This is a genomic window from Marinobacterium aestuarii (assembly GCF_001651805.1).
Taxonomy (GTDB): Bacteria; Pseudomonadota; Gammaproteobacteria; order Pseudomonadales; family Balneatricaceae; genus Marinobacterium_A; species Marinobacterium_A aestuarii.
Map to the genome: position 1 here is coordinate 74768 of NZ_CP015839.1, position 24743 is coordinate 99510.

At 60.8% G+C, this 24743-nt stretch carries 27 protein-coding genes; 20 read left to right on the forward strand and 7 right to left on the reverse strand.

Annotated features, from left to right (window positions below; all coding sequences use genetic code 11):
- Positions 1-68: 68 nt before the first annotated feature.
- The gene (locus A8C75_RS00315) at positions 69-749 is read left to right on the forward strand and encodes a heavy metal response regulator transcription factor (RefSeq protein ID WP_067376476.1); all 681 of its coding nucleotides are present in this window, start codon (positions 69-71) and stop codon (positions 747-749) included.
- Positions 750-824: 75 nt separating this feature from the next.
- A complete protein-coding gene (locus A8C75_RS00320; protein WP_067376479.1) occupies positions 825-2213 on the forward strand; it encodes a heavy metal sensor histidine kinase in 1389 nt (462 codons plus the stop codon).
- 15 nt (positions 2214-2228) lie between these two features.
- Here the strand turns inward: A8C75_RS00320 and A8C75_RS00325 are convergent, their stop codons facing one another.
- Positions 2229-2843, reverse strand: a complete 615-nt coding sequence (locus A8C75_RS00325) for a cation efflux transmembrane domain-containing protein (protein ID WP_067376483.1) — start codon at positions 2841-2843, stop codon at positions 2229-2231.
- A gap of 74 nt (positions 2844-2917) precedes the next feature.
- On the opposite strand from A8C75_RS00325, the gene A8C75_RS00330 reads away from it, so the two are divergent.
- Positions 2918-3346 carry a MerR family transcriptional regulator gene (locus tag A8C75_RS00330; RefSeq protein WP_067376486.1) on the forward strand — a complete coding sequence of 143 codons (429 nt, stop codon included), beginning with the start codon at positions 2918-2920 and terminating at the stop codon, positions 3344-3346.
- 4 nt (positions 3347-3350) lie between these two features.
- Here the strand turns inward: A8C75_RS00330 and A8C75_RS00335 are convergent, their stop codons facing one another.
- Positions 3351-4199: an SDR family oxidoreductase gene (locus tag A8C75_RS00335; protein ID WP_067376489.1), complete on the reverse strand. Its 849-nt coding sequence runs from the start codon at positions 4197-4199 to the stop codon at positions 3351-3353.
- Between the two features lie 51 nt (positions 4200-4250).
- Between A8C75_RS00335 and A8C75_RS00340 the strand changes: the two genes are divergently transcribed.
- The 4 genes from A8C75_RS00340 (at position 4251) to A8C75_RS00355 (ending at position 8804) form a co-directional block, all read left to right on the forward strand.
- Positions 4251-5165, forward strand: coding sequence for a hydrogen peroxide-inducible genes activator (locus A8C75_RS00340; protein WP_067376492.1), 915 nt, complete (start codon positions 4251-4253; stop codon positions 5163-5165).
- Positions 5162-7240, forward strand: a complete 2079-nt coding sequence (recG, locus tag A8C75_RS00345) for an ATP-dependent DNA helicase RecG (RefSeq protein WP_067376495.1) — start codon at positions 5162-5164, stop codon at positions 7238-7240. Before A8C75_RS00340 ends, recG begins: the two co-directional genes overlap by 4 nt.
- A 74-nt stretch (positions 7241-7314) precedes the next feature.
- On the forward strand, positions 7315-8292 hold the full coding sequence (locus A8C75_RS00350) for a M14 family metallopeptidase (RefSeq protein WP_067376498.1): 978 nt from the start codon (positions 7315-7317) through the stop codon (positions 8290-8292).
- The gene (locus tag A8C75_RS00355; protein ID WP_067376501.1) at positions 8289-8804 is read left to right on the forward strand and encodes a DUF501 domain-containing protein; all 516 of its coding nucleotides are present in this window, start codon (positions 8289-8291) and stop codon (positions 8802-8804) included. The genes A8C75_RS00350 and A8C75_RS00355 overlap by 4 nt, the downstream gene beginning before the upstream one ends.
- A gap of 140 nt (positions 8805-8944) precedes the next feature.
- On the opposite strand, the gene A8C75_RS00360 is transcribed toward A8C75_RS00355, so the two are convergent.
- On the reverse strand, positions 8945-9193 hold the full coding sequence (locus tag A8C75_RS00360; RefSeq protein WP_067288995.1) for a YfhL family 4Fe-4S dicluster ferredoxin: 249 nt from the start codon (positions 9191-9193) through the stop codon (positions 8945-8947).
- A 36-nt stretch (positions 9194-9229) separates the two neighbouring features.
- A complete protein-coding gene (coaD, locus tag A8C75_RS00365) occupies positions 9230-9709 on the reverse strand; it encodes a pantetheine-phosphate adenylyltransferase (protein WP_067376504.1) in 480 nt (159 codons plus the stop codon).
- A 165-nt stretch (positions 9710-9874) separates the two neighbouring features.
- On the opposite strand from coaD, the gene A8C75_RS00370 reads away from it, so the two are divergent.
- Both A8C75_RS00370 and A8C75_RS00375 read left to right on the forward strand, forming a co-directional pair.
- On the forward strand, positions 9875-11125 hold the full coding sequence (locus tag A8C75_RS00370; protein WP_067376507.1) for a M48 family metallopeptidase: 1251 nt from the start codon (positions 9875-9877) through the stop codon (positions 11123-11125).
- Positions 11126-11351: 226 nt separating this feature from the next.
- Positions 11352-11963 (forward strand): TetR family transcriptional regulator, encoded by a 612-nt coding sequence (locus tag A8C75_RS00375; protein ID WP_067376511.1) that lies wholly within the window; start codon positions 11352-11354, stop codon positions 11961-11963.
- 36 nt (positions 11964-11999) lie between these two features.
- Here the strand turns inward: A8C75_RS00375 and rsmD are convergent, their stop codons facing one another.
- Both rsmD and A8C75_RS00385 read right to left on the reverse strand, forming a co-directional pair.
- Complete coding sequence (gene rsmD, locus A8C75_RS00380) at positions 12000-12635, reverse strand: 16S rRNA (guanine(966)-N(2))-methyltransferase RsmD (protein ID WP_067376514.1); 636 nt, start codon at positions 12633-12635, stop codon at positions 12000-12002.
- An 8-nt stretch (positions 12636-12643) separates the two neighbouring features.
- Positions 12644-13966, reverse strand: coding sequence for a hypothetical protein (locus A8C75_RS00385; protein WP_067376517.1), 1323 nt, complete (start codon positions 13964-13966; stop codon positions 12644-12646).
- A gap of 370 nt (positions 13967-14336) precedes the next feature.
- Between A8C75_RS00385 and ftsY the strand changes: the two genes are divergently transcribed.
- The 8 genes from ftsY to trmB all read left to right on the forward strand — a co-directional run bounded on the left by ftsY (position 14337) and on the right by trmB (position 20843).
- The gene (gene ftsY, locus A8C75_RS00390; protein WP_067376520.1) at positions 14337-15689 is read left to right on the forward strand and encodes a signal recognition particle-docking protein FtsY; all 1353 of its coding nucleotides are present in this window, start codon (positions 14337-14339) and stop codon (positions 15687-15689) included.
- A 105-nt stretch (positions 15690-15794) separates the two neighbouring features.
- Entirely contained in the window at positions 15795-16466 is a 672-nt protein-coding gene (ftsE, locus tag A8C75_RS00395) for a cell division ATP-binding protein FtsE (protein WP_227819793.1), read from the forward strand.
- Entirely contained in the window at positions 16453-17430 is a 978-nt protein-coding gene (ftsX, locus tag A8C75_RS00400; RefSeq protein WP_067376523.1) for a permease-like cell division protein FtsX, read from the forward strand. The genes ftsE and ftsX overlap by 14 nt, the downstream gene beginning before the upstream one ends.
- A gap of 177 nt (positions 17431-17607) precedes the next feature.
- Positions 17608-18465 (forward strand): RNA polymerase sigma factor RpoH, encoded by an 858-nt coding sequence (rpoH, locus tag A8C75_RS00405; protein ID WP_067288973.1) that lies wholly within the window; start codon positions 17608-17610, stop codon positions 18463-18465.
- Between the two features lie 128 nt (positions 18466-18593).
- Positions 18594-18980 (forward strand): DUF423 domain-containing protein, encoded by a 387-nt coding sequence (locus A8C75_RS00410; protein ID WP_067376526.1) that lies wholly within the window; start codon positions 18594-18596, stop codon positions 18978-18980.
- Positions 18981-19032: 52 nt separating this feature from the next.
- Positions 19033-19233, forward strand: coding sequence for a sulfur carrier protein ThiS (gene thiS / locus A8C75_RS00415; protein WP_067376529.1), 201 nt, complete (start codon positions 19033-19035; stop codon positions 19231-19233).
- Between the two features lie 47 nt (positions 19234-19280).
- A complete protein-coding gene (locus tag A8C75_RS00420) occupies positions 19281-20072 on the forward strand; it encodes a thiazole synthase (protein WP_067376532.1) in 792 nt (263 codons plus the stop codon).
- 78 nt (positions 20073-20150) lie between these two features.
- A complete protein-coding gene (gene trmB / locus A8C75_RS00425) occupies positions 20151-20843 on the forward strand; it encodes a tRNA (guanosine(46)-N7)-methyltransferase TrmB (RefSeq protein WP_067376535.1) in 693 nt (230 codons plus the stop codon).
- 96 nt (positions 20844-20939) lie between these two features.
- Here the strand turns inward: trmB and gcvA are convergent, their stop codons facing one another.
- Positions 20940-21839, reverse strand: a complete 900-nt coding sequence (gene gcvA / locus A8C75_RS00430) for a transcriptional regulator GcvA (protein WP_193788184.1) — start codon at positions 21837-21839, stop codon at positions 20940-20942.
- Between the two features lie 190 nt (positions 21840-22029).
- On the opposite strand from gcvA, the gene A8C75_RS00435 reads away from it, so the two are divergent.
- Genes A8C75_RS00435 through A8C75_RS00445 form a run of 3 tightly spaced genes read left to right on the forward strand, consistent with a single transcriptional unit; the run spans position 22030 to position 24683 of the window.
- On the forward strand, positions 22030-22875 hold the full coding sequence (locus A8C75_RS00435; RefSeq protein WP_067376541.1) for a transketolase: 846 nt from the start codon (positions 22030-22032) through the stop codon (positions 22873-22875).
- Complete coding sequence (locus A8C75_RS00440; protein ID WP_067376544.1) at positions 22872-23870, forward strand: transketolase family protein; 999 nt, start codon at positions 22872-22874, stop codon at positions 23868-23870. Before A8C75_RS00435 ends, A8C75_RS00440 begins: the two co-directional genes overlap by 4 nt.
- A 48-nt stretch (positions 23871-23918) precedes the next feature.
- The gene (locus A8C75_RS00445; protein ID WP_067376547.1) at positions 23919-24683 is read left to right on the forward strand and encodes an SDR family NAD(P)-dependent oxidoreductase; all 765 of its coding nucleotides are present in this window, start codon (positions 23919-23921) and stop codon (positions 24681-24683) included.
- Positions 24684-24743 lie beyond the last annotated feature (60 nt).

Genomic DNA, 24743 nt, shown 5'->3' on the forward strand with positions numbered 1-24743 from the left:
CAGCTTGTGGTGTTGACCGCAGCCTGGAGGCAGAATGAAGGGCACACCGAGTGCAAGGGGCCTGGTTCATGAAGATATTGCTGGCGGAAGACGAGCCCAAGATTGGTACCTATCTGCAAAAAGGCCTGACCGAGGCCGGTTTCAGTGTGGAGCACACCGATAACGGTGCCGATGCCCTGCAACGGGTGCTGGATGAACAGTACAGCCTGTTGATCCTGGATGTGATGATGCCGGGCCTGGACGGCTGGGGCGTCATCCGGGCGCTGCGCGAGCGCGGTGAGGAGCTGCCGGTACTGTTTCTGACCGCCCGTGACGGTGTCGACGATAGGGTCAAGGGACTGGAGCTCGGCGCCGATGACTACCTGACCAAGCCCTTTGCCTTCTCCGAACTGCTGGCCCGGGTGCGTACCCTGTTGCGGCGCAGCAGCCAGGCCCCGGCCCAGACCCGCCTGCAGATCGCGGATCTGGAAGTCGAGCTGATGAAGCGCAGGGTCTATCGCGCCGGCAAGCGCATTGATCTGACCGCCAAGGAGTATGCCCTGCTCGAGCTGCTGCTGCGCCGGCGCGGGGAGGTGTTGTCCAAGTCGCTGATTGCCTCCCAGGTCTGGGACATGAACTTTGACAGTGACACCAACGTGATCGAGGTGGCGATACGGCGCCTGCGCAGCAAGATCGACGACGGTTACAACCCGCGGCTGATTCAGACGGTGCGCGGCATGGGCTATGTGCTTGAAATTCCGCTGTCCTGAGCACGTTTCGCCGCCCAGGATTAATGCCTGGCGGGCTGGATATGGAATATCCCCACTGCAAAGGCGCTCTTATCCATGAGAATCCCGTCACTGACGATGCGCCTGAGCCTGATGTTTGCGCTGGCGGTGCTCTCGGTATTGCTGCTGGCGGGTATACTGTTCAAGCAGCTGAGCATGATGCATTTTGGCATCCTGGATCAGCAGGAACTGTCCGGCAAGGCCCAGAGCGCGGTGAGCATATTGCAGACCGTAACGGATCGGCAGGCATTCGAGCGCCGCCTGCCGGAACTCCGGGCCTTGCTGTCCCATCATCCGGGGCTGGCGGCCATGATTCGCGGGCCCGAAGGCGAGCTCTGGTTTGCCGAACCCGCCGCGCTCCAGGTGCCCGCCCGCCTGCTGGCGGGCCTGAGCGGTCAGCCCTGGGAGTGGGAAAGTCAGGACAGGTTTTACCGTGGACTCAATCGCGAGCTGCAATTGCCGGGGGGGCGAACGTTGCGTATCGAGCTGGTGCTCGACAGTACCCTGCATCAGCGCTATCTGCACTCGCTGACCCACTGGTTCTGGATTGCCTTCTCCCTCTGTGCCCTGTTCAGCGCAGGACTGGGTTGGCTGGTGGCACGCAATGGCCTCAGACCTGTGCGCTCGGTAACCCAGGTGGTGTCGTCGATATCGGCGCAGTCACTGTCCGGTCGTATCCCTATGGATGACGTGCCGGGCGAGTTGCAGGGGCTGGCGCAAAGTTTCAACGCCATGCTGCAGCGTCTGGACGACGACTTTGTGCGGCTGTCCAGCTTTTCCTCCGATATCGCTCACGAACTGCGCACGCCCATCAGTAACCTGATTACCCATACCGAGGTGGTACTGTCACGGCAGCGACGCTCGGAGGAGTACCGCGAAGCGCTCTATTCGAATCTGGAAGAGCTGCAGCGCATGGCGAAGATGGTGGAGCAGATGCTGTTTATCGCCAAGGCCGATAACGCCCTGATCGTACCCGAGCGCCAGCCGGTTGAGATGTTCGCACTTGTTAAACAACTATTTGAATACTATGAGCTTCTAGCTGAGGAAGATGGCATTTCACTGTGTTGCACCGGCCAGGGCACCCTGATGGGGGATGCCGCCATGCTGCGCCGGGCGCTATCTAATCTGCTGTCCAATGCGATCCGGCATTCGGTCGAGGGCGGCACCGTCAGGGTGGATATTGTCACCGGTACACAGGGCCTCGAAGTCAGTGTCAGCAATGTGGGGTCGGTGATTCCGCCTGAACATATAGAGCGGCTGTTTGACCGTTTTTACCGTGCCGATCCTGCCCGGCGTGAGGGGCAAAGCAGCCATGCCGGACTGGGCCTGGCCATCACCCGCTCCATCGTTCAGTCCCATGGCGGCAGCCTGGCCTGTGAATCCAGCGGGGGCTGCACCCGCTTCACGGCGTTCTTTCCCCAGGCCTGTCCTGCGAGCCGCAGCTGAACGTGCCGGCTACACTCAGGCGCGGGCCAGCTCCTGTCGCGCGCTGCGCGTGACCTGCCAGGCGCTGCTCAGTGCCAGAGCCGCCATCAGCGTGCCCACGGCCAGGTCCGGCCAGGCGGTTTGGGTACCAAAGACCCCCAGGGCGGCCAGCAGCACGGCGACATTGCCGATGGCATCATTGCGGGTGCAGAGCCAGACGCTGCGCATATTGCTGTCACCGTCGCGATAAGCCCACAGCAGCCAGGCCACGGCCAGGTTGGTGACCAGTGCCAGGGCGCCGACAACCCCCATGGTAGAGGCATCTGGCAGAGTTCCGCTGTACAGGTGCCATAGCGCCGTGCCCAGTATCCAGATGCCAAATGCCGCCATGCTGAAGGCTTTTAGCAGCGACGCTTTGGCTCGAATGGCCAGCCCCAGTCCCAGTACCCACAGGCTGATGCCGTAGTTGGCTGAATCGCCCAGGAAATCCAGCGAGTCTGCCAGCAGCGATACCGAGCCTGCCCTCATCCCAGCCACCATCTCGACGCCAAACATGGCGAGATTGAGCAGCAATGCGATCCAGAGTACCCGGCGGTAGGCGGCGCTATTCAGTCCTGTATTTTCCTGTGGTTCGCAGCAATGTGTGCCCATTTTTTCGTCCTTTGGGGTTACCTGATCAACTATAGCCGTTATGCTAAACCCTGTAGCAACTACGGGGTCAAGTCATGGCTGAGAGCTATTCCATCGGGCAACTGAGCAAGGCATCGGGGGTGAATCTCGAAACCGTGCGCTACTACGAGCGTATTGGCCTGTTGCCGGCGCCGCAGCGGGCGGCCAACGGCTATCGCCGTTATACGGATGCGGCGGCCAGGCGGCTGCGCTTTATCCGTCGGGGTCGTGAGCTGGGCTTTGGCATTGAGGCGATCCGCACTCTGTTACAGCTCGCGAATCATCCGCAGGAGCCCTGTCACGAGGCGGATCAGCTGACCCGGGCGCATCTGCAGGATGTGGAGGCCAAGATCGCTGATCTGCAGGCCATGCGGCAGGAACTGGTACGGCTGGCATGCTGTGACAGCGACAATGCGCAGCACTGTCGTCTCATAGAAGCGCTGGATAGCGATGTCGACCGCCAAGGCTTTTCAACAGATTGTTAGGTTGTCAGGTCGGTGGACGCTGCTGCAGCATTGCCCTGTAGCCTGCGCGAAAGTCCGGATAAATAAAGTCGTAGCCGGTGCTGCGTAGCAGGGTATTGCAGCAGCGTTTGCTGCCGCCCCGGCGCAACGCTTTGGTGGTGTGAATCGTCACACCCAGGGCTGTTGCCAGCCACTGGCTGACCTCGTGCAGGGTGGCCGGTGTATCGTCGCTGGCCAGGTAGATGGGAGCCAGGGTTTCACCTTGCAGGTGCAGACCAATCAGGTGCTGCAGCACGCCGGCACAGTCATCACGATGGATGCGGTTGCTGTAGTATTCGGGCAAGGCCGGTGCGCCTAGCCCGCTGCGCACCTGGTTGATCAGGTGGTTGCGGCCCGGGCCATAGATGCCGCTAAAACGCACCACAGAGGCCTTGATACCGCAGCTGAGCGCAAGCTGTTCGGCCTGCAGCATGATCTGGCCGCTGAAACGGTCGGGCTCGGTCGGGCTCTGCTCATCCACCGTGCTGCCGTCGGCCTGGTGGTAAACGCCACTGCTGGAGGTAAACAGCAGCAGGCCGGGAGGCTGGGGCAGCGCAGCCAGTACATTGGCCAGACCCTCGACATAGGCGGCACGGTAACCGGGCTCGTCATGGTTGCTGGCCGCAGCGCAGTACACCAGGATATTGCACGCCGGTAATTGGCCGCCAAGGCTGGCCGGGTTGGTCAGATCCCCCGCGATCCCTTGGATGCCGGCTGGCAGCTGGTTTATAGTACGGCGCAGGCCAAACACCTTGTGCCCCGCCGCGGTCAGTGCCAGACCCAGTGTGCTGCCAACATCGCCGCAGCCTGCGATCAGAATTTGCTGCTTGTGCATGGGCCTGTCTCCCTGTTGTGCCGGCCGCCATCATAGCAAAGGAATCTTTGGATGACGCTCACAGAGCTGCGCTACATCGTTACCCTCGCCCGGGAACAGCATTTCGGCCATGCCGCCGAACGCTGCTTTGTAAGTCAGCCAACGCTGTCCATCGCCGTCAAAAAACTGGAAGAGGAGCTGGGCATTGCCCTGTTCGAGCGCAGCAAGAACTCGGTGCGCGTGACGCCCACGGGTGAGCGTATCGTGCAGCAGGCGCAGAAGGTGCTGGAGCAGGCCGATACCATCAAGGATCTGGCCCAGCAGGGCAAGGATCAGCTGTGCAGCCCGCTGCGGGTGGGCGCAATCTATACCATAGGGCCTTACCTGTTTCCCCATCTGGTGCCGGAAGTACAGCGCCTGGCGCCGCAGATGCCGCTCTATATCGAAGAGAATTTCACCGAGACTCTGCGCGGCAAGATTCGCAATGGCGACCTGGATGCGATCATAGTCGCGTTGCCGTTCAGTGAGCCCGATGTGCTGACGCGCCCGCTCTATGATGAGCCTTTCATGATGCTGTTGCCGCGCAAGCACCCCTGGGCAAGCCAGGAAACTATCGATAGCCAGCGGCTGGATGAAACCGAGTTGCTGATGCTGGGGGAAGGTCACTGTTTCCGCGACCATGTGCTGGAATCCTGCCCCACCCTGTCTCAGGCCATGCATCAGCGGCACCAGCTCACCGAAGGCAGCTCGCTGGAAACCATCCGCATGATGGTGGCGTCGGGGCTGGGCACCAGCGTCTTGCCGCAGTCGGCGGTGCAGGGCCATTACCAGTCCGATCTTGTCGTCGTGCGCCCATTTCAGATGCCCCAGCCCATGCGCACCGTGGCGATCGCCTGGCGTGCCAGTTTCCCCCGGCCCAAGGCGATTGATGTGCTGATCGAGTCCCTGAGCCGCTGTCAGCTGGCGTCGTCGGACGAGTCTGCATGACAGAGCTGCTGTCGGATCTGCCGGTCACCCGGCTCAAGGGTGTGGGGGCGGCGCTGGAACTCAAGCTTGAGCGTCTGGGGCTGCATACCCTGCAGGATCTGCTGTTTCATCTGCCGCTGCGGTATCAGGACCGTACCCGGGTGGTGCCCATGGGCGCGCTGCGCCCCGGGGATGAATGCGTCGTCACCGGCGAAATCAAGGTGGCGGATTTGATGCAGGGCCGGCGCCGGGCGCTGCTGTGCCGCATGCAGGATGGTACCGGCACTATCAGCCTGCGTTTTTTTCACTTCAGCGCGGCGCAGAAAAACCAGCTGCTGCCCGGGGTTCGGCTGCGCTGTTTTGGTGAAGTGCGACCCGGGCCCGGCGGGCTTGAAATGGTGCATCCCGAGTACAGCCGCATCGATGGGGATGGCGCGGTATCTGTGGACAGCACCCTGACGCCGGTGTATCCGGCCACCGAAGGCCTGCACCAGACGCGGCTGCGCAGCCTGGTGACCCTGGCCATGCAATATTTGCAGCCCGGCACCCTGCCCGACCTGCTGCCTGAAACATTGCGCCGCCAATGGAAGCTGCCAGGGCTGGATGACTCCATCCGCTACCTGCATCAGCCGCCGGTGGATGCCAACCAGGACCTGTTGCTTGAAGGTCGGCACCCCAGCCAGCGTCGCCTCGCCTTTGAAGAGCTGCTGGCCCACCATCTGACCCTGCTGAATCTGCGCCAGCAGGCGCAACAGCAGGGGGCACCGGCGCTGCCCTATCGGGGTACTCTGGTGAAGCCGTTTCTGGCCGCCCTGCCGTTTCCCCTGACCGGCGCGCAGCAGCGGGTGTGCAACGATGTTGCCAGGGACATGACCAAAACGTTTCCCATGCTGCGTCTGATTCAGGGCGATGTTGGCTCCGGCAAAACCGTCGTGGCGGCACTGGCGGCGCTGCAGGCGATGGAAAACGGCGTCCAGGCGGCGATCATGGCGCCAACCGAAATTCTGGCCGAGCAGCACCGTAACAATTTCACCCAGTGGCTGGAGCCACTGGGTATCGAAGTGGCCTGGCTGGCCGGCAAAGTGAAAGGCAAGGCGCGGCAGAAGCAGCTGGCGGCCATTCAGGATGGCAGTGCCCGGCTGGTGGTGGGTACGCACGCGCTGTTTCAGGATGAGGTGCAGTTTCAGGATCTGGGGCTGGTGGTGGTCGATGAACAGCACCGCTTCGGCGTGCATCAGCGTCTCAGCCTGCGTGAAAAGGGGCGCAACGGCGAACGCGCGCCCCATCAGCTGATCATGACGGCAACGCCCATCCCCCGCACCCTGACCATGAGCGCCTACGCGGATCTGGACTGCTCCGTCATCGATGAACTGCCGCCGGGGCGCACACCGGTGAACACGGTGGTGATCGCCGACGGTCGCCGTCAGGAAGTGGTGCAGCGGGTAAGTCTGGCCTGCGCCGAGGGGCGTCAGGCCTACTGGGTCTGCACCCTGATCGATGAATCCGAGGCGCTGCAGTGCCAGGCCGCCGAGGTGACCTGTGAAAACCTGCGCGAAGCCCTGCCGGATCTGCGTATCGGCCTGGTGCACGGGCGCATGAAGGCGACTGAAAAGGCCAGCGTCATGGCGCAGTTCAAGGCCGCCGAACTGGATCTGCTGGTGGCCACGACTGTGATCGAGGTTGGTGTTGATGTGCCCAATGCCAGCCTGATGATTATTGAGAACCCGGAGCGCCTGGGCCTGGCGCAGTTGCACCAGCTGCGTGGGCGGGTCGGGCGCGGCAGCCAGGAGAGCTTCTGCGTGCTCATGTACCAGGCGCCGCTGTCCAAACAGGGCCGCGAGCGCCTGGCGGTCATGCGCGAAACCACCGATGGCTTTCGCATCGCCGAAAAGGATCTTGAACTGCGCGGCCCGGGCGAGGTGCTGGGGACGCGTCAGACCGGCATGATGCAGTTTCGCATTGCTGACCTGAACCGTGACGCCGACCTGCTGCCGGGGGTGCGCGAGGTTGCACTGCAGATTCAGCAGGATGCCTCGCTCGGCAGCGCCGTGATCCGGCGCTGGCTGGGTCAGGGTGGGGAATACGGCCACGTCTGAGTCTGGCTGCAGCGGCAGACAATTCAAAGCCGCGGGCTGCTAAACTGATCAGCAGAAACATGCAGTGAGTGACCATGAACAATCCACCTTCCCTCGCCCGCGCCGGGCTCAGGCTCGAGCAGCCATCGCTGGATCTGTTGCCGCTGGATCTTGGCGCCTATAGGCGCGGCAACACCGGTGTCGATTATTGCCACCGCTTCGAGTCTGGCCGCAGTGGGCCTGATGTCGTCGTCATAGGTCTGACCCATGGCAACGAGTTCTGTGGCGCCCATGCGCTCTGTGAACTGCTGGAGCAGGATGTGCGACCGCTGCGTGGCAGTCTGACGCTGATGTTCAACAATGTGGCGGCCTACCAGCGGTTTGATCCGCAGCGCCCCTATGCCAGCCGCTGCGTGGATGAAGACGGCAACAGGGTCTGGCTGCCGGCGCGACTCAAACACCCTGACAGCGAGGAAAGCCGCCGCGCCGTCCGCCTGGCGCCACTGCTGCACGAAGCCGATCTGGTGCTGGACCTGCATTCCACCAGCAATCCGGTGGCGCCTATGCTGATCTACCCCGAGCTGCCCGACTGCAGTGCTTTGGTCGCAACCCTGGACTTTCCCTTTGCGCAGCTGCTCTACAACCTCGGCGGCTATCACCCCGGCATGCTGGTTTCCTATGCCATGCAGCACGGCCGCAAGGGTTGTCATGGTCTGGTGGCCGAGTGCGGCTCACACTTTGAACTCGAAAGTGCCCAGCAGGCACATGCGATAACGCGCCGAGTGCTGTATCGTGCCGGCCTGCTGCAGCAGGACGCCCTGATACCGCCCTGGGGCTACGAGCCCAACCACAGCGCCGGGCACTACCGGATTCGGCAAGTCATAGAGGCGCGCACCGAGCACTTTAGCTTCAGCCAGCCGTACCGGGGGTTTGAGCGTATCGCGCGGGGCGACGTCTATGCACAGGATAGAGGTCCGCTGACGGCACCTTTCGATAACTGCACGTTGATCATGCCCGCACGCATTCCGGTGTGCGGTGCTGAAGCCGTGACCTTAGCCGAGTTTCTGGGATGATAACGACATTGACGCCAACACAGCTGGACATGATTGCCCGCCAGTTAGGGCGCGAGCCGCGCGGCCTGGTGGGCATTGCCCATCAGACGGCCGATGGCATTCCCACGGTGCTGCAAATTCGCTCCCTGGTGGACAATCGCCCCTTTCCGACCCTGTTCTGGCTGTGTTCAAAGGATCTGTACCGCGCCATTGCCGAGATCGAGACCTCGGGCTGGGTGAAGCAGATTGAGCTGGAGATACAGCAGGATGAAACCCTGCGTGAAGCCTTTCGGCAGAACCATGTCAGCTATGTGGCACAGCGCTGGCAGCTGATGCATCCGCAGGATCGGGAGCAGATCGAGCAGCTGGGCTTTACCCGCCTGTTCGAGCAGTACGGTATTGGTGGTATTTCGCAGTGGGACAAGGTGCGCTGCCTGCATATGCAGTACGCCCATCATCTGTGTGGCGAGAATGTCATCGGCCAGCGCATGGATGCGGAATTCGGTCTGCAGAGCCTGAAAATCCGCATCTGAGCGGGGACTGTCGAGGCGAACAGCAGCCATAAAAAATCCGCAAGCCACTGCGTGCTTTGCGGATTTTTTGTTGCCTTGTCAGCAGGTTATCAGTTCCTTGCGGAGTGATCCAACCGGCTTTCAGGCCGCGTGCCTATGGCTTACTGGCCCGTCAGGACGCTGTATTTGATCATCAGCTGATCCTGCGTTTCCACATGATCCGGGTCCTTGGGAATACAGTCGACCGGGCAGACTTCAACGCACTGTGGCGTATCGTAGTGGCCTACGCACTCGGTGCATTTGCCCGGGTCGATCTCATAGATTTCATCACCCGGAGTGATCGCCTCGTTCGGGCATTCTGGCTCGCATACATCACAGTTGATGCATTCGTCGGTAATCATCAATGCCATGGTCGGCTACCTCACTCACTGCGTAAATAAGAAACGTTATAGTCCCAGACTTTCCTGCATGGCTTTTGAGACAGCAGGATGAACAAATTTGCTCACATCACCGCCCAGGCTCGCGATCTCGCGAATCAGGGTCGAGGATATGTAGGAAAGATGTTCCGCCGGGGTCAGAAACATGCTTTCAGCCTGCGGTGCAAGCTTGCGATTCATGTTGGCCAGCTGAAATTCGTATTCGAAATCCGATACGGCCCGCAATCCTCGCAGTATTATATTGGCGCTCTGTTGCTCTACCAGGTCGGCCAGCAGGCAGTTGAAGCCAATGACTTCAACATTGGGCAAGTGCTGCAGTACTTCCCTGGCCAGCTCAACGCGCTGTTCAAGTGGCAGCATGGGTTCTTTTTTCGGGCTTGCCGCCACTGAAACCACGACCCGGTCAAAGATGCGCGCGGCACGTTGAACGAGGTCGGTGTGACCATTAGTAATCGGATCAAAGGTGCCGGGATAGACAGCCGTATTCATAAAGCTCTCGCTGACGGTTATGCTGCTGCCGGGAGTATATCGCGAAAGCGGCATGTTAGCCGAATTGGCAGGAGCGTACAAATACATTAATGGAATGTGTTTATGCGTCGGGGTTATTAAAAAATATTTTTATATTCTATATGGGCATATGGTGAAGAGGTTTAAATGAAGCACAAAATGTCGCGGGTCTGGGGCCGGATGATACTTCCGGTATCGTTACTGCTGCTGTCAGGCTGTATGTCTCTGCAGGCGGTCGACGCGGGTCTTTACAATGTGGTGGGTGCGGTCAGTGAGCAGGACAGGGTTACCGGTGAGCGCAGCCTCTCGCTCGCCGGGCGCAGTGCGCAGATTCGCCAGGGCAACGCTGCGGTCGAGCAGCTGCTGCGTGCGGAAAGCAAAATCAACGAGCAGCTGGATGAGGTCCAGTACGCGCGCCTGACGCGTCTGTTTGATCGGGTGCAGCGCATCAGTCATCTCAAGTCCGAACGCTGGCAGCCAGTCCTGATTGATCGCCCGGACTTCAACGCCTTTACCACTGGCGGCACCTATATAGTGGTGCACCTGGGGCTGATGCAGCAGCTGCAGGATGACGATGAGCTGGCGGCGGTGATTGCCCATGAGGTGGCGCACACAGTGGCCAATCATGCGTTTGAGAGCCAGGGTTTCCAGACACTGGCGACCTTGACGGGCTCGAATTCTGCGGCCCGCAATGGCTATCAGGCGGCCTTTACCCATGAAAATGAACGTGAAGCGGATCGTATTGCGGTGCTCTATGCCGCCCTGGCCGGTTTTGATCCCACGGCCGCCAGTCGCATCTGGGCGCGGCAGTACCGTGAAGAGGGCAATGCCGGCGGGCTCTTCTTCCACACCCACCCGGTAAACCGCGAACGGGCCGAGGAAACGGCGGCAACGGCGCGCCTGGTACAGGGTTATTACCGCAAGGGCCAGGAGAACCCGGACGCTGCAGCCCTGCTGGAGAGCAATGTCCTCTGGCAGAAGCGCAACGATACGATGGCCGCCGGCCAGGGTGGCGGCGTTGCCGCGCTGCTGGGCACGACAGTGGGCTCCTATGTGAAGCATCAGGGCGTCAAGCAGGAAGAGTCCCGCCAGTCGCAGCAGCAGGCGCGTCTGGCCGCGTTTATGCAGCAGATGCAGCCCCTGGGTGAAACCGTGATTGATCAGAACAGCTGGCAGGTGCGCTGGCGTTACAGTGGCCAGAGTGCGCTGGATAATCTGGTGATGGGCGTGCTGATCAAGGATCAGGAGGGCAAGGTGCAGCGCTATATCGCTCAGGTCCCGGGCACTGTGCAGCCCGGACAGGCGTTCGAGGCGAAGTTCCGTTCGCCGCAGCTGAACGTCGGGGCCTTTGCATCTATGCAGCTCAAATACTATGTGGATGACGCCAGCCCACGTTAGCCCCCCGCCATAATGATTGCCGGGTATCACCCGCTCTCCCGCCCCGCACTGAGCCTGTCTGTGCGGGGCTTTTTTCTGACATTGCACTCTAAACGTATAGCCAGTATCCACCTTTGCGCCTGATTGTCGCGGCCTCTGTCACCCTAGTGTCATCTATCCGCGATACATTGAGCTGCACATGTAAGGCCCGTGTCGGGCTTTTGCGTATTCAGGGACTGGAAGGCGAATGGCAAGGCGCACCCCGCAGGAAGCAGAACAAACCCGACAGGCGTTGCTGATGGCGGCACTGGAGGTTTTCAGTCAGCGAGGCGCAGCCACGGCAACGCTCAAGGATGTGGCGACCCATGCCGGCGTGACCCACGGGGCCCTGTACTGGCATTTCAAAAATCGTGACGCCCTGCTGGAGGCGCTGTTTCAGCGGGTTTCACTCCCCTTTGACCGGCATTATCTTGAGCAGCTGCAGGCGTCGCGGCAGCAGGCACTGAATGCCCTGGAGGGCTACCTGCTGGGGTTGTTGCGGGAAATTACCGGGGATGCACAGGCGCAGCAGGTTTATCAGCTGTTTTATGCCGGCAATGACAGCTGCGCCGGCGTTGCCGCATTGGCGCAGCAACGTCAGCGGGCGCTGAATCAGGGCGTGGGGCATATCCACTATTTTCTCAAGCAGGCACGCAAGCAGCAGCTGGTCGGGCTGAAAAAATCCCAGCTCGAACCCATGGCCAAATCCATCTGCTGTCTGCTATTGGGGGTGGTGCAGTCGCTGTTGCTGGCACCAGAGCTGTTTTCCTGCCGTGAGCAGGGTTCGCTCTTGGTGCGCAGCTGTTTGCGCGGCCTCTAATCAGACGGTGCCGATCAGGCCGCGCGGGCGCGAGTGTCAGCCAGGGTCTGTATCGGTGCCTGGATCGCGGATATAAAGACTGTAGCTAACCTTGCCTGCGGTTTTGCTGCGCAGCTGGCGCCAGTTGTCCGGCAGTAGCGGTGTGCCAAGCGCGGATTCCGATTCGATGTAGATCAGCGCCTGGCTGGCCAGCAGGTTGCGGGACTCCAGCAGTTCGCAGGCCTGGGGCAGCAGATCACAGTTAAATGGCGGATCCAGAAACACCAGGTCATAGCCGGGGGCTGCCCCCAGCTCATGGCGCTGGAGCCAGTCCATGGCGGCGGCTGTCTGTACGTCGGCGTTGTCCGCTTTGAGCAGTTGCAGGTTATCCCGCAGCTGGCGTACGGCTTGGGTCGCGTTGTCGATAAAGGTCACTGAGCCTGCACCACGGGACAGGGCTTCGAGCCCCAGGGCGCCACTGCCGGCAAACAGATCCAGACAGCGCGCTCCCTGCACCGACGCCTGCACCCAGTTAAACAGCGTTTCGCGGACGCGGTTGGGCGTGGGGCGCAGGCCGGTCAGGGCCGGGAACTTGAGTTTGCGACCGCGCCAGCTGCCGGCAATGATGCGCAGCTCGCCGCTGATGGGCTCGGGTATACGGGGAGACCGGTTTGAATGGGTAGGTTTGGGCATGCGCGGCTTCACTGTCCGTTTAAGGTGATAAGAATCTGGGTCTCGGGGGCGAGATAGTGCGCGATTCGCGGGCCAATGTCATCCCCGGGTACGGCCTGCAGCTGATCCAGAATCGTATCCAGCCGTTGTCCGGTCAGATTATTGAACGCCAGGGTGGTGAGCTGATCCAGCTGGCCCTGGGGGGTCTGCAGCTGTTGGCGCAGCTGCTGCAACAGCAGCTGGCGGGTGTCATCTATCAGTCCGGCATTAATCACTGCTGTATCAATCACGGGGCTATCAATCAGCTCCATCGCTGTTTTATCAACGGGAGCCGCTGCTGTCAGCTGCACCTTTTCAGCAAGGGTCTGTGCCCTGGCGGGCTGACCGTCCAGAATCAGTGCCCGGTAACCGCTGTCGCGGGATTGTTGCCACACCAGCCGGTAGTGCCCTGCTGCATCCGGGCGCAGTTCCAGCGCCCGCTGCAGGCTGCGGATGGCCAGCAAGTGAGCGGCATAATCCTCGGCATCACGGCCCGGCATGCTGGCCCCCAGCAGGTACATGGCGGGCAGACGGGCATCGCTCAGCTGCAGTTTGAGAGGTTGCACAGGCGCGCTGTTGTGCTGCTTGGCATGGCGTAAAGGCCTTGAACGCTCTGCGCCAGAGACCCCGTCAAAGTCGTCGGCGCTATTCAGTTTTTCGGCCAGTGGGTCTGCGTCGGGGCCGCCCAGTATCAGCAAAGGTGCCTGGGCGAACAGCTGGTGGTACTGCTGCAATACATCCGCGGTTGATATAGCGCGGGTCCCGGCCTGCTGAGTTTGTTGCTGTAACCGTTGTAGCAGCCGGTTCAGCAGTCGTTGTGCCGGGTCCTGACCCTCGAGATAGGCCTGGGCACGGACGCGTGCCAGGGCTGCGGCGGCTGCGGCAGATTCGGGAGTCTGCTGCAGCGCCTGCAGTACGGCGTTCAGTTCCGGCAGTTTTTCACCGGCCGGCCAACGCAGGTTGATCTGCAGGTGGTCCGACAGCGCGGTGACTTGAGTGTCCTGCACCGGTGTGAGCAGAGTCTGGAGCGCGGGCTGGTGCAGGCGCTGTTGCAGCAGCGCGGCCAGTGTCTGTTGCAGAACGCGTTGTTCCGGGTCCAGTGCTACTGCAGCGGGTAGCAGCAGGCGCAATTCGTTGTCGGGCCTGTCGGGCTGTTCTATCCAGTAGAGCTGCTGCGTTTTGCTGTGCCCGATTTCGGGATAGCTGGCAGCTTTGGGCCCAAGGGAGGCAAAGACGATGATCAGTACCGGCAGGATCATGATCAGCGCCTTGAGGTAGAGCGGATTGAACAGCGGCTTGTGCTCGGTGGCCATGACTGCAGGATTCCGTTTGCGGGTGTCGGTGGCTTGAGTGTTCCAGTATTACTGCAAGTCTCCTGAGCTCGACAGCACCGCGATCTGTAATGCGCGGGGCTTAATAACTTGCGTGGCGCCTATGATAAGATATTGCGCTCGAAAGTTAAGCCTTTCGCAGGCTTGGAGCATGTCGATGGAAGCTTTGTTCAGGTGGCTGGTGGAAAACGAGTGGGATTACTCGATCGTTACCTATGCAGGCGGAGCCATATTCACAGTAGCGATGCTCGCGATATATTTTTACATCAGGGGCGATGACCCGTCCTGAGGCTTTTCCAGGCTCCCAAATCCGGGTGCTGGCGCCCGTTGTTAGCAGATCTGAGGACATTCGATGTTCAAGAAATTAAAATCCCTGTTCGGTGCTTCCAACAGCAAGGAACAGGTGCCGCCGGCCGTTGAGGCGGATGAGGTGCAGCAGGCAGAGCCTGTTGAGCAAGCTGAGCCGGATGCCGTTGCGCCGGACCTGGCGGAAGTGGCAAACGTTGAGTCTGATAGTGCTCTGTCGGATACAGCCCCGTTAGAGAATGCCCAGCCAGAGAAGGCTCAGGCGGGTGATGCTGAGCAGGAACTGGCTGAGCAGGATGTTAGTGCGCCGCAAAGCACAGCGCCGGAACCATTAGCGGCGGCGGAAGCGGTCGCCGAAGTACCCGCGGTCGTTGCGGATGAGGCGCCGGAAGTACCGGCAGAACCTGCTGAGCCAGAGCTCGTCGAATCTGAAATGGTTGCGCCTGTGGTCGCACCGGTTGTGGATACGCCTGAGAAAAAGCAGGGCATGCTGGCCCGTATCAAGGCCGGCCTAAGCCGCACCAAGGCCAATCTGTCGGCCCAGCTGGGCAACCTCTTCCTCGGCGCCAAGGAAATTGACGACGAACTGCTGGAAGACATCGAAACCCTGCTGCTGACCGCCGATGTGGGCGTGGAGGCAACCAGTGAAATTATCAGTCGCCTGACCGACAAGGTCGCCCGCAATCAGCTGGCCGATGCCCAGGCGTTGCAGCAGGCGTTGCAGCAGGAGCTGGCAGCGCTGCTGCATCAGGCCGAGCAGCCGTTGCCGATCGATGCCGCCGGCAAGCAGCCTTACGTCATCCTGATGGTGGGTGTTAACGGTGTCGGCAAGACCACCACTATTGGCAAGCTGGCCAAACGCTTCCAGAGCGAGGGTCGCTCCGTGATGCTGGCGGCCGGCGATACTTTCCGTGCCGCGGCGGTGGAGCAGCTGCAGGTGTGGGGTGAACGCAATCAGGTGCCCGTGGTGGCGCAGCACACGGGGGCGGATTCGGCTTCGGTGCTGTTTGATGCGCTGCAGTCGGCCAGGGCGCGCAATGTCGATGTGCTGATTGCCGATACCGCCGGGCGCCTGCAGAACAAGGATCACCTGATGCAGGAGCTGCAAAAGGTGGTGCGCGTTATGAAGAAGCTGGATATGGACGCTCCCCACGAGGTGATGCTGGTGCTGGACGCCGGCACCGGCCAGAATGCGATGAGCCAGGCGCGCACCTTCAAGGATGCGGTCGGTGTGACGGGTATTACTCTGACCAAACTCGACGGCACCGCCAAGGGTGGCATCATCTTTGCCATCGCCAAGCAGCTGGAATTGCCGATTCGTTATATAGGTGTGGGCGAGCAAGTGGACGATCTGCGTCCGTTCAGTGCCGACGAGTTCGTCCAGGCCCTGTTTGGTTAAGTAGAGCTCGACTAAACCGCACGGCGGGAAACAGACGGGTCGGCGTTGTAGCGCAGGCCCAGTGTCAGGGAATTATTTTCACGTCTTACGGGTGTGGACAACAGCATGGCATTGATCAGTTTCGAAAACGTCAGCAAGCGCTACCTCAGTGGTCAGGAAGCCCTGAGCAATGTCTCCTTTACGCTGCGTGAAGGAGAAATGGCCTTCCTTACGGGGCATTCCGGTGCCGGTAAAAGTACCCTGCTGCGCATGATCATGCTGATGGAACGGCCGTCCCAGGGGCAGGTCGTGGTGGGCGAGCAGAACCTGACGCAGCTGGGCCGGCACGAGCTGCCCTACCACCGCCGGCGTATCGGCGTGGTGTTTCAGAATCACCATCTGCTGTTTGATCGCACCGTATTCGAGAATATAGCGCTGCCGCTGCAGATCTGTGGCTATGAGCCCGAAGATGCGGCCCGGCGGGTGCGGGCGGCGCTGAACAAGGTCGGCCTGCTGGAGAAGGAAAACCAGAGTCCGATCAGCCTCTCCAGCGGCGAGCAGCAGCGCGTCGGTATCGCCCGCGCCATCGTCCACAAGCCCCGGGTACTGCTGGCGGATGAGCCCACCGGTAACCTGGATCCGGAGTTGTCCGAAGAAATCATGAAGCTGTTTCAGCAGTTCAATCGGGTGGGTACCACGGTACTGATCGCCAGCCATGACCTGTCACTGATTGAGCGCATGCGTCACCGCACCCTGGTGCTGCGTAACGGGAGGTTGATCGCCGATGGCCGTGGATGAAAAAAATGCCCCGCGGCGCGGGGCTCAGCAGGATCGCATCGACAGGCGCAGCCGCCACCGCAACTGGCGTCGCCACCATGTGTTGATGGCGCGCCAGAGCTGGAGCCGGCTTTTTGCCACGCCGCTGCCGACGCTGATCACGCTGGCGGTACTGGCCATCGCCCTGGCCCTGCCCGGCTTTTTGCTCACCGGCCTCAAAAATGTGCAGCAGCTCAGCGAAGGCTGGGACCATGAACCCCGCATCAGCCTGTATCTGAGCCCTGGGCTGGACGACGCGGCCGCCGATCGCTTCAGTCGTGAGTTGCTGTTGAGGGATGACCTGGCGGCGGTGGATCTGATCAGCCGTGCCCAGGGCCTGCTGGAATTCCGGGAGCTGTCGCGCTTTGGCAATATCGTCGACTTGCTGGATGAAAACCCGCTGCCGGCGGTCATTACCGTGCAACCGCTGGATCGCAGTCTGGCGGCCTTGCCAGTGCTCAAGGCCAAGCTGCAGGCGCTGGAGGAAGTGGATGAGGCGGTGCTGGATCTGGAGTGGCTGCAGCGCCTGAGCGCCTTTGTGCAGCTGACCCAGCGCGCGGTAATGGTGCTGGGCCTGCTGCTGGCGCTGGCGGTCGTGCTGGTGGTGGGCAATACCATTCGGCTGTCGATTGAGAGCCGGCGCGACGAGATCATCGTTGCCAAGCTGGTGGGCGGTACCGATGCCTGGGTGCGGCGCCCCTTCCTCTATACCGGTGCCTGGTACGGCCTGCTGGGTGCGGCTCTGGCCTGGTGCCTGATTCAGTTCAGTCTGCTGACGCTCAAGCAGCCGGTGGCGGAGCTGGCTCGACTCTACCTGAGCGACTTTGAACCCATGGGGCTGGGGCTGAGCGGCAGCCTGATTCTGCTGCTGACCAGCCTGTTGCTGGGCTGGCTCGGCGCCTGGCTGGCGGTAGGACATCACCTGCGGCAAATTGAGCCCAGTTGAGGCTTCTGGCACATGACATGAAAGCGTCACACTTGCGGTTTAGGCTGGATATCGCTATTTTTACCGGTCCGCAGGCAATTCTGGCTTGTCAGGGCCCCGGGAACTTCATTACCCGAGGCCGGTCATATTAGCGGATTCAGGATAGACAAGCTGAAAGTAACACTGAGGTAACACTGTATGGGCAAGAGCTTGCAAGTCGTCGACATCCTCTCTCCGGGTTGTAACCTGGAAGCCTACATGCGCTCGGTCAGTGCGATCGCCGTGCTGACGGCAGAGGAAGAGCGCGAACTGGCAGAGCGCCTGTTTTACCAGAACGACCTTGAAGCGGCACGCCGTCTGGTTATGTCGCATCTGCGTTTTGTGGTACATATCGCCAAATCCTACTCCGGCTACGGGCTGCAGCTGGGAGATCTGGTGCAGGAAGGCAATGTCGGTCTCATGAAGGCCGTGAAGCGTTTTGATCCCAGCATGGGTGTGCGTCTGGTGTCCTTTGCGGTGCACTGGATCAAGGCCGAAATGCACGAATTCATTCTGCGCAACTGGCGTATCGTCAAGGTTGCCACCACCAAGGCGCAGCGCAAACTGTTCTTCAACCTGCGTTCACAGAAAAAACGTCTGGGCTGGATGAACAACGCCGAAGTTGATGCCATTGCAGAAGACCTGGGCGTTGATTCGGCGGTGGTGCGGCAGATGGAAGGCCGTCTGGCGTCCAGCGATACTGCCTTTGATGCCCCGGCCGATGAAGACGAAGACCGTGCCTACCTGGCGCCGGCCAGTTTTCTGGAAGACGATCAGGCCGACCCTGCGCTCCAGGTTGAAAACTCCAACTGGGAAGAAAACTCCCAGGCCAATCTGCTGAGTGCGATGAAACAGCTCGATGAGCGCAGTCAGGATATTCTGGCCCAGCGCTGGCTGATGGATGAAAAAGCCACGCTGCACGAACTGGCGGCCAAGTATCAGGTGTCCGCCGAGCGTATTCGCCAGCTCGAAAAGAACGCCATGAAGAAGATCAAGGGCGCGCTGCTGCAGGCCTGACCTGCCCGCCGCTCTGGCGTCGATTGCCAACAAAGCCGCCTGCGGGCGGCTTTGTCATGTTCGGACACCGCAGAGCCCCCGTCATCGAAACACTGGGGTATAATGCGCTTCATTTTGCGGGGTGCTGCATGAATACAGTGATCAGCCTGCGCCTGGTGGCACTGAGCGGCTTTTGTGCCGTGGCACTGGGGGCCTTTGGCAGTCACGGCCTGCGTGGGCGTCTGACGCCGGACATGCTGGATGTGTTCCAGACCGCCGTGAGCTATCAGTTCTACCATAGCCTGGCCTGGCTGGCGGTGGTACTACTGGGCCTGCAGCAGCCGTCGCGATGGCTGCGCCTGGGCGGCATCTGCTTTGGTCTTGGCATCCTGCTGTTCTGTGGCAGTCTCTATATACTGGCGCTCAGCGGTATCCGCTGGCTGGGTGCGGTGACGCCGCTGGGCGGCCTGGCTTTTCTGGCCGGCTGGTTGATGCTGGGTCTGGCTGCGTGCCGGTTCAGCGCTTCAAAACAATAATTGCGGCAGCGGCTCGTCTGAGCTGGCCGAAAGAAAGATTGGAATTGGATCAATGCGAATAGTGCTAAACGGTGACACCATGGAGCTGCGGGATGACTGCAGTCTTGCTGACCTGGTTGAACAACTGGGGCTGGTCGGCAAGCGTTTTGCGGCCGAGGTCAACATGGAAATAGTCCCGCGCAGCCAGCATGTGGCGCTGCGCCTGAACGACGGCGACCAGATCGAGATCGTGCAGGCTATTGGCGGCGGCTGAGTATCGCTGCGAAGATCCCTTAATACACTACGAACGGTGGAGACGGAATGTCAGAGCAATTACGCCATGACCCGCTGATTATCGCGGGCAAAGAGTACAGTTCCAGGCTGCTGGTAGGCACCGGCAAATACCGGGACCTTGATGAAACCCGCCGGGCGATCGAAGCCAGCGGTGCGCAAATTGTCACGGTTGCCGTGCGCCGCACCAACATCGGCCAGAATCGCGACGAGCCCAATCTGCTCGACGCCGTTTCGCCGGAAAAATACACCATCCTGCCCAATACGGCCGGTTGCTACACGGCTGAAGATGCGGTGCGTACCTGCAAGCTGGCGCGCGAGCTGATGGACGGCCACGACCTGGTGAAGCTGGAAGTGCTGGGCGACCAGAAAACCCTGTACCCCAATATCGTCGAGACCCTCAAGGGTGCCGAGATGCTGGTCAAGGATGGCTTCAAGGTCATGGTGTACACCAATGATGACCCCATCGTTGCCAAGCAGCTCGAAGAGATGGGCTGCATCGCCGTGATGCCGCTGGGCTCCCTGATTGGCTCGGGCCTGGGTATCCTCAACCCGCATAACATTCGTCTCATCATGGAAGCGGCCAATGTGCCTATTCTTGTGGATGCCGGTGTAGGCACCGCCTCAGACGCCGCTCTGGCCATGGAAATGGGCTGCGCAGGCGTACTGATGAACACCGCCATTGCCGGCGCCCGCGATCCGCTGCTGATGGCGTCGGCCATGCGCAAGGCCATCGAAGCCGGGCGCGAGGCCTATCTGGCCGGCCGCATGCCGCGCAAGAAGTACGCCAGCGCGTCTTCCCCCATGGACGGCATTATCTAATGCAGCAGCGGGCGCCCGGCAAGCCGGTCGTCCGCCGTCACGCAAAATCTGTAACTCGTTAACCTAAGTAAGCCGAGAATGACTGAAGATCAGAAACCGATGCGCGCCGTGCGCAGTTTTGTCCTGCGCGCAGGGCGCATGACCGAAGGCCAGCAGCGTGGGCTGGACGAAGCCTGGCCCGAGCTGGGGCTGGAGGTCGCCGCCGGCATGATCGATCCTGCGGCCCTGTTCGGTCGCGAAGCCCCCCTGGTGCTGGAAATCGGCTTTGGCATGGGGGATTCGCTGTTGCAGATGGCGCGCCAGATGCCGGAGAAAAATTACATCGGTATCGAGGTGCATCGTCCGGGTGTCGGCCGCCTGCTGAACAATGTTCGCACCGAAGGGCTTACAAACATTCGGGTCTACGCCGAAGATGCTGTGGAAGTGCTGGCACAGTGCATCCCCGATGGCAGCCTCGATGGTCTGCAGCTGTTCTTCCCTGATCCCTGGCACAAGAAAAAGCACAAAAAGCGCCGTATCCTGCAGGCGGCCTTTGCCCAGACTGTGCGCAGCAAGCTGAAGGTCGGCGGTCAGTTCCATATGGCCACCGATTGGGAAAACTATGCCGAGCACATGATGGAAGTCATGTCGGCGGCGGACGGTTACTGCAACAGCGCAGGTGCCGGCGAGTTCTCGCCCCAGCCCGATTTTCGCCCGGTGACCAAGTTCCAGAACCGTGGCGAGAAACTCGGCCATGGCGTCTGGGATCTGATCTTCGAGCGCACCGACTGATCTCGACTCAGTAGACAGCGAAACAGAAATGCGGACAGAAATGTCCGCATTTTTTTCGCCTGTCGTTTGGGGCTATAAACGCGAACTGGGCCGCGCTCAGTTCGCGTCTTTGTCCAGCTCCGCCAGCAGCCAGTCCTGAAAACTGCGGATTTTCGGCAGGTCCGCCTGGGCCTTGAGGACATTAAACGTATAGCCATGCACCTTGGGCCCCTTGAGGCCGAGTGGTGCCACCAGCCGGCCGGTCTGAAGTTCGCGCTGTACCAGCCGCAGGCTGTCCAGTAGCACCCCCATGCCATCCACCGCAGCACTGATGGCCATGAAGGAACGGTCGAAGCGCGGACCGCGCGAGATGTCGAACTGTACCTTGCGGTGCTGGCGCAACCAGTCGCGCCAGCTGACCATACAAACTTCGCTGTGAATTAGCGTGTGGTGGCGCAGATCCTCCACCGAGCGAATCGGGTGCTCGCCTGCCGCCAGTTCAGGTGCACACAAAGGCACTATGGTTTCGGGCGGAAAAGGTATCACCATGGTGCCGGCCGGCTGCAGCCGGCGCATGCCGTAGCGGATATCGATATCCACCCCCTGGGTGAGCAGGTCGGTCGGTTCGTGGGAAGCGTTGAGCCTGACGTCTATGTCCGGGTGGTGTGCGCTGAAACGCGCGATGCGGGGCATCAGCCACTGTGAGGCGAAACTGGGCGTCGAATGCACGGTCAGGATGTCGCTGCGTGCCGTGCGCCCGAGCTCCCGCGTTGCCATATCGATGCGGGAAAAGGCGGCGGTTACCTCCTCGGCATAGCGGCGACCGGCATCGGTCAGCACCACGGCTCTATGCACTCGATGAAAGAGTCGCACCCCAAATTGCTCTTCCAGCAGCTTGATTTGATGGCTGATTGCAGAGGGTGTTACGAAGAGTTCTTCTGCTGCAAGTGCGAAGGACGACAGCCGGGAAGCGGCTTCGAATGCCTGTACAGCCTTGATCGGGACTCTATTTTGCATCGCATTATTCACCTGAACTCAGTTCACCTATCGGCCAGATTAATTCGTTTGAGCGCACTTGTTCAAGGGAATAGTCTGGTTATCACTCGCCGAGCAGCTGCAAGGTCAGCCGGCGGGAATAATCCGAAAGGTCGAAATGACGTATCAGCCGTGCTCGAAACTGGAGACGGTTGTAACCAAGGAGAACCGCGTGGACACAAGTCTAAAAGAAGCCCGCGCCGAGCTTGCCGAGCGCGCCTACCGCATCCGCCGCAATGCACTGTTGATGGGGGAAGTACAGGGACAGGGGTACATCGGACAGGCGCTCGATATCGCCGATGTGCTGGCGGTGGCCTACGGTCGCGCCATGAGTTTCAAGCCCGGCGATGCAGAATGGGAAGAGCGTGACCGCTTTCTGCTATCCAATGGTCACTATGCCATCGCGCTCTACGCAGCGCTGATCGACGCAGGCATCATTCCCCAGGAAGAACTCGAAACCTACGGCAGTGATGACAGCCGCCTGCCGATGTCCGGCATGGCCAGCTACACGCCGGGCATGGAAATGTCCGGGGGCTCGCTGGGCCAGGGGCTGACCATCGCCGTCGGCCGCTGTCTGGGCCTCAAGCGCAAGGCGTCTAAGTCCTTCGTCTACACGCTGTTTTCCGATGGCGAGCTCGACGAGGGTGCGGTCTGGGAGGGGTTGATGTCGGCCGCGCACTGGAAACTCGATAATCTGATCGCCATCGTCGATGTCAATAATCAGCAGGCGGACGGCCCGTCGGGGCAGGTGATGGCATTTGAGCCCTTGGTCGACAAGATGGAAGCCTTCGGCTGGTTTACGCAACGCATCGACGGTAATGATCTGGATGCGGTCATAGCGGCCTTTGACGCTGCGCGCAGCTACACCGGTACCAAGCCGCGCATGATCATCGCTGATACCCGGATGGGCTGCGGCGTTCCCTTCCTCGAAGCCCGCGAGAAGAATCATTTTATCCGCGTCGACGAACACGAATGGCAGCTTGCTCTCACAGCACTGGATGCCGGGAGGAACGCATGAACACCAATGTCCAGAAACCCAAACTGAAAACCTCGGCCATGATTGCGTCTATCGCCAGCGAAGGTCAGCGCACGCAGTCGGCCCCTTTTGGTCATGCGCTGGTTGAGCTGGCTGCCCGGCGTCCGGAGGTCGTCGGCATGACGGCGGATCTGGCCAAGTACACCGATTTGCACATTTTCGCCCAGGCCTGTCCCGAGCGTTTCTATCAGATGGGCATGGCCGAGCAGCTGTTGATGGGGGCGGCGGCCGGCTTGGCTCATGAGGGGGCTATGCCCTTCGTCACCACCTATGCAGTCTTTGCCACCCGCCGTGCCTACGACTTCATGCATCAGGCCATTGCCGAAGAGGGCCTGAACGTCAAGATCGCCTGCGCACTGCCCGGGCTGACCACCGGCTACGGCCCCAGTCACCAGGCGGCAGAGGACCTGGCGCTGATGCGGGCCATGCCAGGCATGACCGTGATTGACCCCTGCGATGCGCTGGAGATTGAACAGATGGTGCCTGCGGTGGCGGAGCACGATGGGCCTGTCTATATGCGCCTGTTGCGCGGTCAGGTGCCCCTGGTGCTGGACGAATACGATTACAAGTTCGAACTGGGCAAGGCCAAGCTGCTGCGTGACGGTCGCGATGTGCTGATTATCTCCTCCGGGATCATGACGATGCGCGCACTTGAGGTTGCCCGGGAACTGGCACGGGACAAGATCGATGCGGCGGTATTGCACGTGGCGACGATCAAGCCCCTGGACACCGCGACCATTCTGCGCGAGGCGGGTCGCGGCGGTCGACTGGTGGTCGTGGCCGAGAACCACTCGGCTATCGGCGGCCTCGGCGAGGCGGTCGCGACCGAACTGCTGCGTGCCGGCATCAGCTCTCCGTTCCGTCAGATTGCGCTGCCTGATGCCTTCCTGGATGCAGGCGCGTTGCCAACCCTGCATGACCGATACGGAATTTCCACCAGCGTGATGACCGAGACCCTTAAAGGCTGGCTCGGCTGAGCCTATAGGGCCGCGGCACACTGAAGACAACAATAACAGGACGACAATATGAACCATTCGCTTCTACTGCAGGGCAAGGTCGCACTGATCTCCGGCGCCGCCTCGGCGCGGGGCATCGGGATAGCCACGGCACAGCTGTTTGCCCGTCATGGCGCCAGGGTCGTGATTCTGGACCTCGATGAGTCGGCCGCGGCCCAGGCTGCAGCCTCCATTGGTCCTGAACATCGCGGCTACGGCTGCAACGTAACGGACAAGGCTGCCTGCGAACAGGCCGCCGAGCGCGCCGTGGCCGAATTTGGCCAGATCGACATTCTGATCAACAACGCCGGTATCACGCAGCCGGTGAAGACGCTGGAAATTGATGCGGCGAGCTGGGACCGCGTGCTGGACGTCAACCTGCGCGGCGTGCTGTACCTGTCTCAGGCGGTGATACCGCAGATGAAGCGCCAGCAGTCGGGGGCTATCACCTGCATGTCTTCGGTGTCGGCTCAGCGCGGCGGCGGCATCCTCGGCGGACCGCATTACTCGGCGGCCAAGGCCGGTGTGCTGGGTCTGGCAAAGGCAATGGCGCGGGAATTCGGCCCCAATGGCATCCGTGTGAATTGCGTCACGCCGGGTCTGATTCAGACGGATATCAATGCCGGCAAGATCGCCGACGACAAGATGGCCGACATTATCGCCGGCATCCCACTGCATCGCATGGGGAGCGCGGATGATGTCGCCGGCACCTATCTGTTTCTGTCGTCCGGACTGTCGTCCTACATCACCGGCGCGGTTATCGACGTCAATGGAGGCATGCTTATCCACGGCTGATGCTTGAGCGGTCGTTTTATTTGAACTGCCAATTCAAGTTTTAACAGTGTCAATGTGACA

Excerpts from the sequence above, each read along its gene's own strand:
- rpoH (WP_067288973.1), top strand. The coding sequence starts at position 17,608 with ATGGGCAAGAGCTTGCAAGTCGTCGACATCCTCTCTCCGGGTTGTAAC.
- A8C75_RS00370 (WP_067376507.1), top strand. The coding sequence starts at position 9,875 with ATGAAGCACAAAATGTCGCGGGTCTGGGGCCGGATGATACTTCCGGTA.
- rsmD (WP_067376514.1), bottom strand. The coding sequence starts at position 12,635 with ATGCCCAAACCTACCCATTCAAACCGGTCTCCCCGTATACCCGAGCCC.
- A8C75_RS00420 (WP_067376532.1), top strand. The coding sequence starts at position 19,281 with ATGTCAGAGCAATTACGCCATGACCCGCTGATTATCGCGGGCAAAGAG.
- A8C75_RS00315 (WP_067376476.1), top strand. The coding sequence starts at position 69 with ATGAAGATATTGCTGGCGGAAGACGAGCCCAAGATTGGTACCTATCTG.
- A8C75_RS00355 (WP_067376501.1), top strand. The coding sequence starts at position 8,289 with ATGATAACGACATTGACGCCAACACAGCTGGACATGATTGCCCGCCAG.
- ftsE (WP_227819793.1), top strand. The coding sequence starts at position 15,795 with ATGGCATTGATCAGTTTCGAAAACGTCAGCAAGCGCTACCTCAGTGGT.
- A8C75_RS00375 (WP_067376511.1), top strand. The coding sequence starts at position 11,352 with ATGGCAAGGCGCACCCCGCAGGAAGCAGAACAAACCCGACAGGCGTTG.
- A8C75_RS00340 (WP_067376492.1), top strand. The coding sequence starts at position 4,251 with ATGACGCTCACAGAGCTGCGCTACATCGTTACCCTCGCCCGGGAACAG.
- A8C75_RS00350 (WP_067376498.1), top strand. The coding sequence starts at position 7,315 with ATGAACAATCCACCTTCCCTCGCCCGCGCCGGGCTCAGGCTCGAGCAG.
- A8C75_RS00325 (WP_067376483.1), bottom strand. The coding sequence starts at position 2,843 with ATGGGCACACATTGCTGCGAACCACAGGAAAATACAGGACTGAATAGC.
- ftsX (WP_067376523.1), top strand. The coding sequence starts at position 16,453 with ATGGCCGTGGATGAAAAAAATGCCCCGCGGCGCGGGGCTCAGCAGGAT.
- A8C75_RS00335 (WP_067376489.1), bottom strand. The coding sequence starts at position 4,199 with ATGCACAAGCAGCAAATTCTGATCGCAGGCTGCGGCGATGTTGGCAGC.
- coaD (WP_067376504.1), bottom strand. The coding sequence starts at position 9,709 with ATGAATACGGCTGTCTATCCCGGCACCTTTGATCCGATTACTAATGGT.
- trmB (WP_067376535.1), top strand. The coding sequence starts at position 20,151 with ATGACTGAAGATCAGAAACCGATGCGCGCCGTGCGCAGTTTTGTCCTG.
- A8C75_RS00360 (WP_067288995.1), bottom strand. The coding sequence starts at position 9,193 with ATGGCATTGATGATTACCGACGAATGCATCAACTGTGATGTATGCGAG.
- ftsY (WP_067376520.1), top strand. The coding sequence starts at position 14,337 with ATGTTCAAGAAATTAAAATCCCTGTTCGGTGCTTCCAACAGCAAGGAA.
- recG (WP_067376495.1), top strand. The coding sequence starts at position 5,162 with ATGACAGAGCTGCTGTCGGATCTGCCGGTCACCCGGCTCAAGGGTGTG.
- thiS (WP_067376529.1), top strand. The coding sequence starts at position 19,033 with ATGCGAATAGTGCTAAACGGTGACACCATGGAGCTGCGGGATGACTGC.
- A8C75_RS00385 (WP_067376517.1), bottom strand. The coding sequence starts at position 13,966 with ATGGCCACCGAGCACAAGCCGCTGTTCAATCCGCTCTACCTCAAGGCG.
- gcvA (WP_193788184.1), bottom strand. The coding sequence starts at position 21,839 with ATGCAAAATAGAGTCCCGATCAAGGCTGTACAGGCATTCGAAGCCGCT.
- A8C75_RS00410 (WP_067376526.1), top strand. The coding sequence starts at position 18,594 with ATGAATACAGTGATCAGCCTGCGCCTGGTGGCACTGAGCGGCTTTTGT.
- A8C75_RS00445 (WP_067376547.1), top strand. The coding sequence starts at position 23,919 with ATGAACCATTCGCTTCTACTGCAGGGCAAGGTCGCACTGATCTCCGGC.
- A8C75_RS00330 (WP_067376486.1), top strand. The coding sequence starts at position 2,918 with ATGGCTGAGAGCTATTCCATCGGGCAACTGAGCAAGGCATCGGGGGTG.
- A8C75_RS00320 (WP_067376479.1), top strand. The coding sequence starts at position 825 with ATGAGAATCCCGTCACTGACGATGCGCCTGAGCCTGATGTTTGCGCTG.
- A8C75_RS00440 (WP_067376544.1), top strand. The coding sequence starts at position 22,872 with ATGAACACCAATGTCCAGAAACCCAAACTGAAAACCTCGGCCATGATT.